The sequence below is a fragment of the Janthinobacterium kochi genome, assembly GCF_051380715.1.
Classification (GTDB): Bacteria; Pseudomonadota; Gammaproteobacteria; order Burkholderiales; family Burkholderiaceae_D; genus Janthinobacterium.
Genome location: NZ_JBNYXO010000003.1, coordinates 197,049 through 210,194, shown reverse-complemented (window position 1 = coordinate 210,194; position 13,146 = coordinate 197,049). Strand labels below are relative to the sequence as shown.

Genomic DNA, 13,146 nt, shown 5'->3' with positions numbered 1-13,146 from the left:
TGTGCATTGTCGATCGCTTATTCCGGTTTCCTCGAATGTGCGGCACTCCGGCCACCCAGCAAGCACGAGGATACTATCAAAGCTCACGCCCGACGCGCTTGTGCAAGAAAAAAAGCGCGCACCATGGTTGCACTGGAAAACACCTGGTGCTTAAGCCTCCCGCAGCACGCCTGCCAGTAAGGTGCCCGCGCCATGGTTATCCCAGGCATCGGCGCAGCGCACTACCTCACCCACGACGATGATGCTGGGACTGCCCAGGCCGCTGGCCAGCAAATCGTGCGGCAAGGCGTGCAAGGTACTCAGCAACTGGCGCTGCGCCGGCAGGCTGGCCGATTGCACCACGGCCACGGGCGTGCCGGGCGCCATGCCGCCGGCCAGCAATCCCGCCTGGATGGCAGCCACCCGGGCCACGCCCATGTAGATGACGAGCGTGAGCTTGCTCTGCGCCAGCGCCGCCCAGTTCGGTTCCGAGGCGCTATCCTTGCCATGCCCCGTGACGAAAATGGCGCCCTGGCTCCAGCCGCGGTGCGTCAGCGGCACGCCGATGCCGGCCGGCGCGGCCAGGCCGCTGCTGATGCCGGGGATCACTTCGACGGCCACGCCGTGGCTGCGCAGATAGGCGCGCTCTTCGCCGCCGCGCCCGAACAGATAAGGGTCGCCCCCTTTCAGGCGCACCACATGCAAGCCGGCGCGCGCCTCGGCCAGCATCAGGCGCTCGATGAAGGCTTGCGGCGTGGACGCGCAGCCGCCCCGCTTGCCCACCTCGACCACGCGCACGCCAGGCGCCGCATGCGCGAGGATGGCCGGGTTGACGAGGTCGTCGATCAGCACCACGTCGGCCCGTGCGATGGCCTTTGCTGCCTTGATGGTCAGCAGGTCCGGATCGCCGGGACCGGCGCCGACCAGGGTAACGCTTCCAAGTTGCGCCATGATGCAGTCTCCAGTCAGAAATTCAATCAAAAACACTGGCCGATGGCAAACGATGCCGCGTAGGCTTCCGGCGCGCTGCCGTCCCACACCACGCCGTCGCACAGGGTGGAACTACGCATCGGTGATGCGGGCAAGGGCGTGGCCGTCATTTCCGCCGCCTGGCGGTACAGGTCGATACGGCTGACTTGCCGCGCCACTGCCAGGTAATCGGGTTCATCGCGCAGCAAGCCCCAGCGCCGGTGCTGGGTCATGAACCACATGCCGTCGGACAGGTAGGGGAAATTGACGGCGCCGCCGTGGTAAAACTTCAAACCGTGCGCCTCGTCCCAGGTCTTGCCCAGGCCATCCTGGTAATGGCCGAGAATGCGCGGCACCAGCATTTCCTGCGGCGCATTCAAATAAGCGGGCTCGGCCAAGGTAGCCGCCATGGCCAGCCGGTTGGCATCGCTGGCGTCGATCCAGCGCCCCGCCTCCAGCACGGCCGCGATCAGGGCGCGGCAGGTATTCGGATGCTGGCGCGCAAACGCGGCGCTGGTGCCCAGCACCTTGCCAGGATGGTCGGGCCAGATGGCGCCGCTGGTGGTAGCCGTCACGCCCACGCCATCGACGATGGCCTTGTAGCCCCACGGTTCGCCCGCGCAAAAGCCATCCATCTGGCCAGCGCGCAAGGCTGCCACCATCTGCGATGGCGGCACCGTCATCACGCGCGCGTCGCGCAGCGGATCGATGCCATGCGCGGCCAGCCAGTATTGCAGCAGCATCGCGTGGTTGCCGGTCGGGAAAGTATGCGCAAACGCAAATGGCCGCGCCGCGCCGCGCATGTACCGCGCCAAGGAGGGGCCATCGTGGGCGCCCTCGCGCGCCAGCGCCGCCGACAGGGTGACGGCCTGGCCGCTGTGGTTGAGGTTCATCAGCACGGCCATGTCGTGCTGATGACCGCCAATACCCATCTGCACGCCATACACGAGACCGTACAACACGTGGGCCGCATCGAGTTCACCGTTATTCAATTTGTCGCGCACGCCGGCCCAAGACATCTCCCGGCTCAGTTCGATCTTGATGCCATATTTCTCGTCCAGGCCCAGCTTGGAGGCCATCACCAGCGAGGCACAATCGGTCAGCGGCAGATAGCCGATGCGTATCGTCTGTTTTTCCGGCTGTACTGATCGCATCACCTGGGCGCTGCGTTCTGCCTGCCTGCCCGCTTGCTCTGTCATACCATTCCTTGCTGATAAATACTGTTTTGCCGCGCCGATATGAGCAAGGCCATGCCCATCCTGCAGCAAGGACCGTGCCTGAGCAGTCCCTGTTCGAGGCCGCTGGAAATGCACTGGAATGGTGCGCTGCACCAGCATGTGTCAGGAAATGTGCTATTCATCCCAGCAAGTCCTCCACGTCGAGGATGCGCTGGGCAATTTCCGCCAGTTTCAGTTTCTTGTTCATTGCCATGCTGCGCAAGCGCTGGTAAGCCTGGTCTTCCGTCAAGCCGTGATGCGTCATCAACAGGCCCTTGGCCCGTTCGATCACCTTGCGCTCAAACAGCTTGTGCCGCGTGTCGAGCAATTCGGCGCGCAGTTTTTCTTCCTGGCGAAAGCGCGCCAGCGCCACGTTCAGCACGGGCAAGATGCGCTCGGCCTGCAAGCCGGCGACGATATAGGCGGACACGCCGGCCGCCATGGCCGCGTCAATGCTCGCCGTGGCGCCGTCTTCGGTAAACAGGACGATGGGGCGGCGCTCGTCGCGCGTGGCAATGACGATGTGCTCGAGCACGTCGCGCGCGTCCGATTCGGCATCGATGATGATGAGGTCAGGCTGCAGTTGCGCGATGCGCTCGGGAAGGTAGAGGTCGGCTGGCAGCGAGGCGACGATGTCGAAACCCGATTCCAGCAAGCCGATGCGCAAGGCATTGCCGCGCTGCACTTGGGCAGCCAAGGCCGCATTCGCGTGCACGCCGTGCTCGACAATAGTGTTGACGACAACGATGCGCAAAGGCTGGGTACGGCTGGACGTCATGGGAGCGATCTGCAATGGCTAAACGATTAGCCATTGCAGTAAGCAAGAAACGAACCAGATCGCTTTACTTCAGGGTCGGCATGGCAAATTCGGCCCCGGCAGCCGTCGAGGCGGGCCAGCGCTGCGTGACGGCCTTCTGTTTCGTGTAGAAGCGCACGGATTCCGGGCCATGCGCGTGATGATCGCCGAACAGGCTGCGCTTCCAGCCGCCGAAGCTGTGGAAAGCCATCGGCACGGGAATCGGTACGTTCACGCCCACCATCCCGACCTGCACCCGGTGCGTGTATTCGCGCGCCGTGTTGCCATCGCGCGTATAGATCGCCGTGCCGTTGCCGTACTCATGCGCGTTGACGAGGTCCAGCGCCGTCGTAAAATCGGGCACGCGCACGATACACAGGACTGGCCCGAAAATCTCTTCCTTGTAGATCGTCATTTCCGGCGTGACATGGTCGAACAGGCTGCCGCCAAGGAAAAAGCCGTTTTCATGGCCGGGCAAGACGAAACCGCGCCCGTCGGCCACCAGCTTGGCGCCTTCCTTGACGCCCGTGGCGATGTAGCCGGCGATCTTCTCCTTGTGCACCTGCGTGACGATGGGTCCCATTTCCGCGCTTAAGTCCATGCCTTGCGTGATCTTTAACGCCGCGATACGCGGCACCAGCGCTTCGACCAATTGATCCGCCACATTGCCGACCGCCACGACGACAGAAATGGCCATGCAGCGCTCGCCCGCCGAGCCAAACGCCGCACCCATCAGGGCGTCCACCGTTTGCGGGATATCCGCGTCCGGCATGACGACCATGTGGTTTTTCGCGCCGCCCAGCGCTTGCACGCGCTTGCCCTGCGCGCAGCCGGTGGCGTAGATGTATTCGGCGATCGGCGTGGAACCGACAAAGCTGACGGCGCGCACGTCCGGGTGATGCAGCAAGCCATCGACAGCTTCCTTGTCACCCTGCACCACGTTGAAGACGCCGTCGGGCAAGCCCGCGTCCGTCAACAGTTGCGCCAGCAACAGGCTGGCCGACGGGTCGCGCTCCGACGGTTTGAGTACGAATGTATTGCCGCAGGCAATCGCCATCGGGAACATCCACATGGGCACCATGACAGGGAAGTTGAAGGGCGTGATGCCGACGCAAACACCGAGCGCCTGGCGGATGGACCAGGCGTCGATACCGCCGGCCACCTGTTCCGAATATTCACCTTTCATCATTTGCGGGATGCCGCAGGCAAACTCCACCACTTCGATGCCGCGCGTGACTTCCCCTTTCGCGTCCGTGAAGACTTTGCCATGTTCCGCCGTGATCAGGGCAGCCAATTGATCAGCATGTTCTTCCAGCAACTCCTTGAACTTGAACATCACGCGGGCGCGGCGCAGCGGCGAGGTCTGCGACCAGGCGGGAAAGGCCGCATGGGCGGCGGCCACGGCCGCGTTCAGCTCGGAAGGCGTGGCCAGCGCCACCTTGGCCGTCACGGCGCCCGTGGCGGGATTAAACACATCGCTCGTGCGCTCGGAGCGCGAAGCCATCGGGTTGCCACCAATAAAGTGGCCAATCATCGGGGTAGTCATCTCTTGTCCTTGGTTATTTCGTCATCAGCCACTCATGGGCCGGGTCGTTTTTAAAATGCCACACGCGTTGCGGGCCGGCCATCACGTTCAGGTAATAGCCGTCATAGCCATACGGCACGGTGACGGGGTGGTAGCCCCTGGGCACCATCACCACGTCGTGGTTTTCCACGGCCATGGCTTCGTCGATGGAACGGTCATCCGTATAGACTCTTTGAAAGGCAAAGCCCTGTTCGGGATTGAGGCGGTGGTAGTACGTTTCCTCGAGCGAACTCTCCAGCGGGATATTGTCGCTGTCGTGCTTGTGCGGCGGATAGCTCGATGAATGGCCGGACGGCGTCACCACCTCCACCACCAGCAAGCCATCGGCCTCTTGCGTCTGCGGCAGGATGTCGCACACATAGCGGGTATTGGCGCCCTTGCCGCGCACGGAGCGCGTCATGCTGGCCGGTTCGATCAGGCGCGCCGGACGATGCGTGGTGGCCGGCGCGCTGCACAGGGCCACTTCGGCAGCGCTTAGCGCCGTAATGCTGACTTTCGTATCCAGTGGGACATACACGGCATACGGCGAGCAGTCCTCGAAGACGCTTTGGCGATTGCCGATATGTTCCCAGGTCTGCCCGCCCGCCTGGACGGTGACCGTGCCCGTCAACACGACGATGCACAGTTCGCGGCTGCCCGTCTCCAGGCTGATGTGCTCGCCAGCTGCCAGGCGGTGGGCGGCAAAGCCCACATACGTCCAGCCGGCCGACTCGGGCGTGACTTCGACGATCGTGGAGCCAGGCCGGGCCTTGACCAGCAGCGGGCTCATGCCGCCTCCCGGCCCAGGCGCGGAATGGTATCGACGAGGTGAGCCAGGTAATCGTGGCCCATCTTTGCATACTGGTAACTGGGCGCCACGGCCGGGTCTTGCTCCGCTTCCACCACCAGCCAGCCTTCGTAGCCGTGCAGATACAAACGCGTCAGGATCGCTGGAAAATCGATGCTGCCATCGCCGGGCACGCTGAAGGCGCCATTGATGACGGCCTGCAGGAAGCTCCAGTGGCCATTGCGGGCCAGTTTCACCACGTTGGCGCGCACGTCCTTGCAATGTACGTGGCAAATCCTGTCGATATGATGATTGAGCACCGCCAGGGCATCGCCGCCGGCAAAGGTGATGTGACCCGTGTCGAACAGCAAGCCCACTTCAGATCCCGTCAAGGCCATCAACTGGTCTACGTCCGCCGGGGTTTCCACGTAGGCGCCCATGTGATGGTGGTACGCCAGCCGTACACCGTGCGCCAGCAGGTGCTTGGCAAACGCCGTCAATTTGTCTGCGTATGTCTGCCATTGCTGCTGGGTCTGGAAGCGGGGGCGTTTGTACAAGGGGCGCGCTTCGCCCTGGATGGCGTCGGCCACTTCGCCGTAGACCATGACGGTGGCGCCGCTGTCGGCAAGCAGACGCAAGTGCGATGCCACGGAGGCGATTTCTTCTTCCACAGACCGATGGGCCAGCCGTCCCGAATACCAGCCGGAGACACACGCCAGGCCATACTTGCCCAGCACAGCGTTCAGGGCAGGGGCGTCCTTGGGAAACTTGTTGCCCAGCTCGAAACCCACGTAGCCGATCTCGGCGCCCTCTTTCAGCGCTGTCTCCAGGGGCGTCTCGCCGCCCAGGCTCGGCAAATCGTCGTTCATCCACGAGATCGGGTTGATGCCGATCTTCACATTCCAGCTTGGTGCGTTCATTTTTGTTGTCCTTGGCGGTCAAGTTCATAACGGATGCGGGCAGCTTGCACGCCGGCTTGCGTGGAGACCTCGGGCACGGCCACTTCCCACCAGCACCCCCCCTCTTCTGTCGTGCGCGTGTCGTCCGTGTCGATGCAGATCAGATACGTACGCGGTGCGGCCCGGGCGCGCAGCATGGCTTGCTCCAGTTCGGAGATATTGCCAACGTGCTCGGAGAGCGCGCCCAGCGACTGCGCATGCAGCGCAAAGTCGATCACGGGGGCGCTATCGGGCAACATATTGTTGAACGAGGCATTGCCGCAGGCCTGCTGCAATCGGTTGATGCAGCCGTAACCGCGATTATCGAGCACGACGATGATGAGTTTTTTGCCCAGCATGACGGAAGTGGCGATTTCCGAATTCATCATCAGATAGCTGCCATCGCCCACCATGACGATGACTTCCGATGCCGGTTTCGCCATCTTGACACCGAGGCCGCCGGCGATCTCGTAACCCATGCACGAGTAGCCGTATTCCATGTGGTAGCCGCCCGGTGTTTCCGTGCGCCACAGTTTATGCAGTTCGGCTGGCAAGGTGCCGGCCGCGCAGACGACGATGTCGCGGGTGGTGGAGTCCTTGGATGAACGCTGCACGGCGCCGATGACTTCGCCGTCGTACGGCAAGCCGGCCACGTCGCGCCGGCCGGTGATGGACGCCACCGTCGCGCACCAGGCATTGCCCGCCTGCTGCGCCCGGTCCAGCCAGTGGCCCGCGCTGTTCCAGTTGCCCAGCAGCGGCGACAGGCCCTGCAAGCCGAGTGTCGCGTCCGCCTGCAGGCCCAGGCCGCGGCGTTTCAGCGCGTCAAAGGCATTCACGTTCAGGCTGACCAGTTGCGCCTGCGCAAACAGGGAATTCGAGCCGGTCGTAAAATCCTGCAGGCGCGTGCCGATGGCCAGCACCACGTCCGCCTCCGCCGCCAGCGCATTCGCAGCGGGCGAGCCCGTCACGCCGATGGCGCCCAGCTGCAAAGGGTGGTTCCATGGCAAGGCACTCTTGCCCGCCTGGGTTTCCGCCACGGGAATGCCGTGCCGTTCGGCAAACGCCTGCAAGGCGGCGCTGGCCTTGCCGTACAACACGCCGCCACCGGCCACGATCAGCGGCTGTTTCGCGTTGTTCAACAGCGCGGCCGCTTCTTCCAGCTCCTGCTCGACGGGCGGCACGGCGCGGAAGCGCACGATGCGCGGTTCAAAGAAATCGGCCGGATAGTCATACGCCATGGTTTGCACGTCTTGCGGCAAGGACAAGGTCACGGGACCGCAGGCGGCCGGGTCCGTCAAGGCGGCAATGGCGCGTGGCAAGGCGGTGAGCAATTGTTCCGGATACACGATGCGGTCAAAGTAACGCGACAGCGGCTTGAATGCATCGTTCACCGAGACGCTGCCGTCGCTGGCGTCTTCCAGTTGCTGAAGCACCGGGTCCGGCGCGCGCGACACGAACACGTCGCCGGGCAACAGCAGTACCGGCAAGCGGTTCACGTGCGCCAGCGCGGCGGCCGTCAGCAGATTGGTGGCGCCCGGGCCGATGGAACTGGTGACGGCCATCATGCGCCGGCGCATATGCGCTTTCGCGTAGGCAATGGCTGAGTGCGCCATCGCCTGCTCGTTGTGTGCGCGGTACGTGGAAAAGCTGTCCCGGTACTGGTACAGCGCTTCGCCCAGGCCAGCCACGTTGCCGTGGCCAAAGATGGCGAAGGCGCCGCCAAATAAAGGTTCCCCCCCTTCCACCCGCAAGGCCGCCAGGTAGCGGACCAAGGCTTGCGCCATGGTCAATCTGATCGTGGCGCTCATGCTGCACGCTCCAGGTGCTTGCGCGTGCGTTGCCACAAGCTAATGAGTTGTTCGAAGTTGGCGCGCACGGCGGCAATCAGGCCCGCATCGTCCAGGTCTCCGGCCAGCCAGCGGCGGCTCGGTTCCTGGAAGATGGTGCGGCCCACCATGAAGCCGCGGCACGTCGTGCTGGCACTGGCTTCTTCAAAACTGGCAGCCAGTTTCTCGATCGGGGCATTCAGGCCCAGCAAGACAACGCCACGGCAATACGGATCGCGCTCGTGCACGAGGGCATCGATGGCTTGCCATTGCTTGGCCGACATGCTTTCCAGCTTCCACCATTCCGGATAGATGCCCAGGTTGTACAGACGTTTCACAGCGCGCAAGACCGTGTCGTCACTTTGCGGCAGGGATTCCGACGGTATGACTTCGAGCAACAGTTCGTGACCGCTCACTTGCGCCGCGTCATACAGGGCCTTGATCTGCGCTTCCTGTTCCAGCCGGTTTTCCACGGCGTCGTCCGGATGCAGCTGCACCAGGCATTTGATCACGTGTTCCTTTGGCCAGCTGAGCAGATGCGAGCCGATGGAGCGGCCCCAATCGAATTGCAGCGGGTTCGAGCCCGGCAATTCCACGGGACGGCCTATCCACCAGCCTCGCCCCGTCGCATCATTGAGCGCATCGACGCCATAGCGGCCATCGATCAGCACGCCCGTCTTGCCGGCCAGCTGCAAGGCCGTTTCCGTCTGCACCACGGCTTGCACCATCAATTGCTTCAAGGCCGAGATACGCGATTCGGCTGCGCCCGTTTGTTGCGCCAGCTCAAAGAACTGCGTGCGGTGATCAAAAGCAAACACGCACAGCTCGTCCCATTGCTGGCGCGCGACCGTCGTGCGGTGCAAGCGTGACAAGGTGGCGTCCTGGTCCGGCTGCGTCAGCTTTGTCGTATTGGCTAGGAAATAGTCGAGCTCGACGGGCGACGGCATGGCCGGCGCGCAGCCGTGGCGCGACACGACCAGGGCGCCGCAGCCATTCGCATAGCGGCAGCACGCTTCGTAATCCTCGCCGCGCAGCCAGCCTTTCAGGAAGCCGGACAGAAAGGCGTCGCCTGCGCCCAGCACGTTGAGCACTTCCACGCGCACGCCACGGTAGTTATACGCGTCATCTAAACTGGCCGGCACCACATTGTCGATGACAGCGCTGCCCAGCGGGCCCCGCTTGACGACCAGCGTGGCGCCGCTCACTACCCGCACGGCGCGCAGGGACGCCATGATGTCCGCGCCGCCGCCGGCGATCATGAATTCCTCTTCCGTGCCGACGATCAGGTCGAATTGCGGCAGGATCGCTTGCAAATGGCTGGTCACGCCGTCGTTCGAGACGAAACGCGTTTCGCCGTCCGCCTTGCCCGACAAGCCCCACAGCACGGGCCGGTAATCGATGTCGAGCACGGTGCGCACCTTGTTGGCACGCGCCAGCTTGAGCGCCTGCATGCTGACGGCGTACATGGCGGACGTGGAAAAATGCGTGCCGGTGATCAAGAGCGCTTTGCTTGAGGCAATGAAGGCAGCATCCACCGACGACGCTTCGATGGCCATGTCGGCGCAATTTTCACGATAAAAGATCAGGGGGAAGGTGTTCTTATCCTTGATGCCCAGCATGACGAGGGCGGTGAGCCTCTCGCGGTCGATGCCAACGTGGCTGACGTCGCAGCCTTCTTTCGACAAGGTATCCGTCAAGAAACGGCCCATGTGGTCGTCGCCCACTTTCGACAGCATGGCCGATTTCAAGCCCAATCTAGCCGTGCCGAAGGCGATGTTCGCCGACGAGCCCCCCAGGTACTTGGCGAAACTCGTCGCATCTTCCAGCGGGCTGCCGATTTGCTGCGCATACAGGTCCACCGCCAGGCGGCCCAGGCAAATCACGTCGAGCGCGCGCCCCTGGGCAAATTGTGTCGGGTTATTCATGGTTATCCTTAAATCGTGACACCGTCGAGTTCAGCCATCAGCGTTTGCATTTCCGCACCGCCCGCCATCATGTCGAGTACTTCATCCTTGGAAACGGTTTCCTTGGTGTAAGTGCCCAGCGACTTGCCCCGGTTCAAGAGGGTGAACGAGTCGCCCACGGGGTAGGCATGGTGCACATTGTGAGTAATAAAGATCACGGACAAGCCCCGTTCGCGCGCCTTGTAGATCAGTTTCAGCACATTGAACGATTGTTTTACGCCCAGCGCGGCCGTCGGCTCGTCGAGGATCAGCACGCGCGCGCCGAAGTGGATGGCGCGGGCAATCGCCAGGCATTGGCGTTCGCCGCCCGACATGGTGCCTACTGCCTGGTGCGGGTCGCGCACCATGATGCCCATTTCGGCCAGCTTGTCGCGCGCCGTGGTGGCGGCGTACTCCATATCCATCACGGGCAGCATGCCAAACATTTTCCTGATCGGCTCGCGGCCCATGAAGAAATTGCGCGCGACCGACAGCAATGGCACCAGCGCCAGATCCTGGTAGACGGTGGCCACGCCCAGGTCGAGCGCCTCTTTCGGCGAATTGAAGCTGACGCTCTGGCCGTCGACCAGATATTGCCCGCTGGTAGGCCGGTGCACGCCGGCCAGGGTCTTGATCAGGGTCGACTTGCCGGCGCCGTTGTCGCCCAGCAGGCAATGCACTTCGCCCGGTTTCAAACGCAAGGTGACGTTTTGCAGGGCGATGACGGAGCCGAAACGTTTGCTGATGTTTTCCAGCGCAAGGATGTATTGGCTCATGGCTTATCTCGCTTCCGTGACACGCGCACGGACAAAGTTGTTGAACAGTACCGCGATCAGCAGCATGACGCCGAGGAAGACGCGGAACCAGTCCGAATTGATATTCGTATAAGTAATGCCGATCTGCACCACGCCGAAGATCAGCGCGCCGAAGCAGGCGCCGACGACAGAACCGTAGCCGCCCGTCAGCAAGGCGCCGCCGATGACGGCCGCGATGATGGCTTCGAATTCCTTTTGCATGCCGCGGTCAGCGGCAGCCGAACCCACGTCAAATACTTGCAGCGTGGCAAACAGGCAGGCGCAGAAGGCGGTGAAGACAAACAGCGATACCTTGATGGTTTTCACGGGCACGCCCACGTTCTTGGCCGCGTTGGCGTCGCCGCCGACGGCGAAGATCCAGTTGCCGATGCGGGTGCGGGCCAGCACGAAGCCGGACACCAGCGCCAGGCCGGCCCACCAGACGATGACCTTGGGGATGCCCTTGACCAGCGGCGCGCCGCTGTCGAGCGCCGTGATCCAGCCGGCCTTGGCCATCCAGGCGAACAGCGAGGTGCCCACTTCGCCATGGAACAGGGTCATGGCCAGCCAGTCGTCGGCGGCCAGCGCGCCGATGCCGCTGACGATGGTGCGGTTGGCAAACATGATGGACAGGGCCAGGGTCAGGCCGCGCAGGATGAACAAAAAGGCCAGGGTGACGATAAACGACGGCAGGCGCGTCTTGATGACCAGGTAGCCGTTGAGCCAGCCCAGCGCCATCGAACCGGCAAAGGCGAACAGGATGGCGGCCCACACGGGCCAGTGGAAATACACGGAAGGGATGGCGATCATCATGCCGGAAAAGCCGATCATGGAGCCGATCGACAGGTCGAATTCACCGGCGATCATCAGGACGCAGGCGCCGATGGCGATGATGCCCAGGTAGGCGGCCACTTGCGCCCAATTGACCACGCCGTCGAGGTTGAACATGCCAGAGTCGCCGGCCGTCAGGATGAAGAAGGCGAACACCAGGATGGCGCCCGAGATCGAGGCGAATTCCGGACGGCTGAACAGCCGCTTGACCCAACTGACCTGCCCCACGCGCTCATCAAAGCCCTGCTTTTGCGGCGGCGTGCCCGAGGCGGCCATGGCACCCTGTTCCACGCTAAATTTCACGGTACTCATGCTATGTCTCCCTTGTTTTATAGCAACCTGCCAGCCTCGACAACAATTCCGGGGCGGCAGGACCCGCTCGCCGGCAAGCTTGGCATGCGCGCGGGGACAACGACTAAGGTATTGATTGAATTGAAAAGCGGGTGCTTAACGGAACTGGCCGGCGTATTTCTCTACCTTGCCGATATTGTCCTTGGTCACATACCCAGGACCGGAACCGATATGGCGCGGGCCATACGATGGTGCCAGGCCGTACTCGGCCAGGCGCGCCTTGAACTTGGCGTTATTGATCAGCTTTTCGCGTACCTTGGCCAGGTCCGTGGTCTTGTCCTGCTTCATGATGGCCAGCACGGCAACAGGGATATAGCCTTGCAGGTAGGGTTGCTGGTCGATGGCGAACTGGATGCTGCCATCCTTGATCGCTTTCGAGATGTCATCGGACAGGTCAAACGTGGCAAACCACATCTTGCCCTTCAAGCCCATTTTTTCCAGGGCCTTCAGCGAAGCGTGGGCCGAGGTGGGACCCAGCGCCAGCACGGCTTGCGTCTTCGGATTGTTGCGCAGGTAGGCGCTCAGCTTGCTTTCGATGGTGGTCGGATCTTCGCCCGCATCCAGGGTGGCGGCCTTGAAATCGACACCGATGGCTTCGGCAAAGCCGCGGCAGCGCTCGAACGACGACGGGTTCGTCGCGTAATGGTTGACGCACACGAAGGACTTGATGCCGGCGGCCTTGGCTTTTTCGCCAGCGCCCTTGCCTGCCTCGTATTCAGGCTGGCCCACATGCATCACGGCGCCCAGCTGCTCGCTTTGCGCCAGGGTGCCGGAATTAATCGTCACAAACGGAATCTTCTTGGCAGCAACCAGGCCCAGCGGTTTTTGCAGCACGCTGAAGTCGGCGATGCTGACAATCACGCCGTCGTAGTTGCGGGCGGCCGATTGCTCGACCAGGCGCGCCATGTCGGCCAGGTCGCCATTCGGCGGATTGCGGTAATCGACGCTGACATTGAAGTCTTCGCCTGCTTGCTTGACGGAATTCTTGATCGTATTCCACCAGGAATCGGAATCAGGCGCATGGCTGATCAACACGAATTTCTCGCCCGCCGCGTGGCTGGCGCTCATGCCCAGACCCAGTCCCAGGCCGAGGCCCAGCATGGCCAGGCTCTTCAGAAATCCCTTACGCTTATTGCTTTGCATGAATGTCT

At 62.7% G+C, this 13,146-nt stretch carries 11 protein-coding genes; all 11 read right to left on the bottom strand.

Annotated elements, in window-relative coordinates; genetic code table 11:
- Positions 1-150 precede the first annotated feature (150 nt).
- The 11 genes from cobA to ACQ4WL_RS08585 all read right to left on the bottom strand — a co-directional run bounded on the left by cobA (position 151) and on the right by ACQ4WL_RS08585 (position 13,096).
- Positions 151-930, bottom strand: a complete 780-nt coding sequence (cobA, locus tag ACQ4WL_RS08635) for a uroporphyrinogen-III C-methyltransferase (protein ID WP_436509334.1) — start codon at positions 928-930, stop codon at positions 151-153.
- Between the two features lie 26 nt (positions 931-956).
- Positions 957-2,147 (bottom strand): CmpA/NrtA family ABC transporter substrate-binding protein, encoded by a 1,191-nt coding sequence (locus ACQ4WL_RS08630; RefSeq protein ID WP_436509333.1) that lies wholly within the window; start codon positions 2,145-2,147, stop codon positions 957-959.
- Between the two features lie 157 nt (positions 2,148-2,304).
- On the bottom strand, positions 2,305-2,943 hold the full coding sequence (locus ACQ4WL_RS08625; RefSeq protein ID WP_436509332.1) for an ANTAR domain-containing response regulator: 639 nt from the start codon (positions 2,941-2,943) through the stop codon (positions 2,305-2,307).
- 64 nt (positions 2,944-3,007) lie between these two features.
- Complete coding sequence (locus ACQ4WL_RS08620) at positions 3,008-4,507, bottom strand: CoA-acylating methylmalonate-semialdehyde dehydrogenase (RefSeq protein WP_436509331.1); 1,500 nt, start codon at positions 4,505-4,507, stop codon at positions 3,008-3,010.
- Positions 4,508-4,520: 13 nt separating this feature from the next.
- Complete coding sequence (gene iolB, locus ACQ4WL_RS08615) at positions 4,521-5,315, bottom strand: 5-deoxy-glucuronate isomerase (protein ID WP_436509330.1); 795 nt, start codon at positions 5,313-5,315, stop codon at positions 4,521-4,523.
- Positions 5,312-6,232 carry a myo-inosose-2 dehydratase gene (iolE, locus tag ACQ4WL_RS08610; protein ID WP_436509329.1) on the bottom strand — a complete coding sequence of 307 codons (921 nt, stop codon included), beginning with the start codon at positions 6,230-6,232 and terminating at the stop codon, positions 5,312-5,314. The genes iolB and iolE overlap by 4 nt, the downstream gene beginning before the upstream one ends.
- Positions 6,229-8,058: a 3D-(3,5/4)-trihydroxycyclohexane-1,2-dione acylhydrolase (decyclizing) gene (iolD, locus tag ACQ4WL_RS08605; RefSeq protein ID WP_436509328.1), complete on the bottom strand. Its 1,830-nt coding sequence runs from the start codon at positions 8,056-8,058 to the stop codon at positions 6,229-6,231. The genes iolE and iolD overlap by 4 nt, the downstream gene beginning before the upstream one ends.
- Positions 8,055-10,001, bottom strand: coding sequence for a bifunctional 5-dehydro-2-deoxygluconokinase/5-dehydro-2-deoxyphosphogluconate aldolase (locus tag ACQ4WL_RS08600; protein ID WP_436509327.1), 1,947 nt, complete (start codon positions 9,999-10,001; stop codon positions 8,055-8,057). Before ACQ4WL_RS08600 ends, iolD begins: the two co-directional genes overlap by 4 nt.
- 8 nt (positions 10,002-10,009) lie before the next feature.
- Positions 10,010-10,795: an ATP-binding cassette domain-containing protein gene (locus ACQ4WL_RS08595; RefSeq protein WP_436509326.1), complete on the bottom strand. Its 786-nt coding sequence runs from the start codon at positions 10,793-10,795 to the stop codon at positions 10,010-10,012.
- Between the two features lie 3 nt (positions 10,796-10,798).
- Entirely contained in the window at positions 10,799-11,920 is a 1,122-nt protein-coding gene (locus ACQ4WL_RS08590; protein ID WP_436509644.1) for an ABC transporter permease, read from the bottom strand.
- A 171-nt stretch (positions 11,921-12,091) separates the two neighbouring features.
- Positions 12,092-13,096, bottom strand: a complete 1,005-nt coding sequence (locus ACQ4WL_RS08585) for a sugar ABC transporter substrate-binding protein (RefSeq protein WP_436509643.1) — start codon at positions 13,094-13,096, stop codon at positions 12,092-12,094.
- Positions 13,097-13,146: the final 50 nt, after the last annotated feature.

What these genes read in the sequence shown, in the direction of transcription:
- iolB (WP_436509330.1), bottom strand. Translation starts at nt 5,315, where the DNA reads ATGAGCCCGCTGCTGGTCAAGGCCCGGCCTGGCTCCACGATCGTCGAA.
- ACQ4WL_RS08625 (WP_436509332.1), bottom strand. Translation starts at nt 2,943, where the DNA reads ATGACGTCCAGCCGTACCCAGCCTTTGCGCATCGTTGTCGTCAACACT.
- ACQ4WL_RS08595 (WP_436509326.1), bottom strand. Translation starts at nt 10,795, where the DNA reads ATGAGCCAATACATCCTTGCGCTGGAAAACATCAGCAAACGTTTCGGC.
- iolD (WP_436509328.1), bottom strand. Translation starts at nt 8,058, where the DNA reads ATGAGCGCCACGATCAGATTGACCATGGCGCAAGCCTTGGTCCGCTAC.
- ACQ4WL_RS08585 (WP_436509643.1), bottom strand. Translation starts at nt 13,096, where the DNA reads ATGCTGGGCCTCGGCCTGGGACTGGGTCTGGGCATGAGCGCCAGCCAC.
- cobA (WP_436509334.1), bottom strand. Translation starts at nt 930, where the DNA reads ATGGCGCAACTTGGAAGCGTTACCCTGGTCGGCGCCGGTCCCGGCGAT.
- ACQ4WL_RS08620 (WP_436509331.1), bottom strand. Translation starts at nt 4,507, where the DNA reads ATGACTACCCCGATGATTGGCCACTTTATTGGTGGCAACCCGATGGCT.
- ACQ4WL_RS08590 (WP_436509644.1), bottom strand. Translation starts at nt 11,920, where the DNA reads ATGGCCGCCTCGGGCACGCCGCCGCAAAAGCAGGGCTTTGATGAGCGC.
- iolE (WP_436509329.1), bottom strand. Translation starts at nt 6,232, where the DNA reads ATGAACGCACCAAGCTGGAATGTGAAGATCGGCATCAACCCGATCTCG.
- ACQ4WL_RS08600 (WP_436509327.1), bottom strand. Translation starts at nt 10,001, where the DNA reads ATGAATAACCCGACACAATTTGCCCAGGGGCGCGCGCTCGACGTGATT.
- ACQ4WL_RS08630 (WP_436509333.1), bottom strand. Translation starts at nt 2,147, where the DNA reads ATGACAGAGCAAGCGGGCAGGCAGGCAGAACGCAGCGCCCAGGTGATG.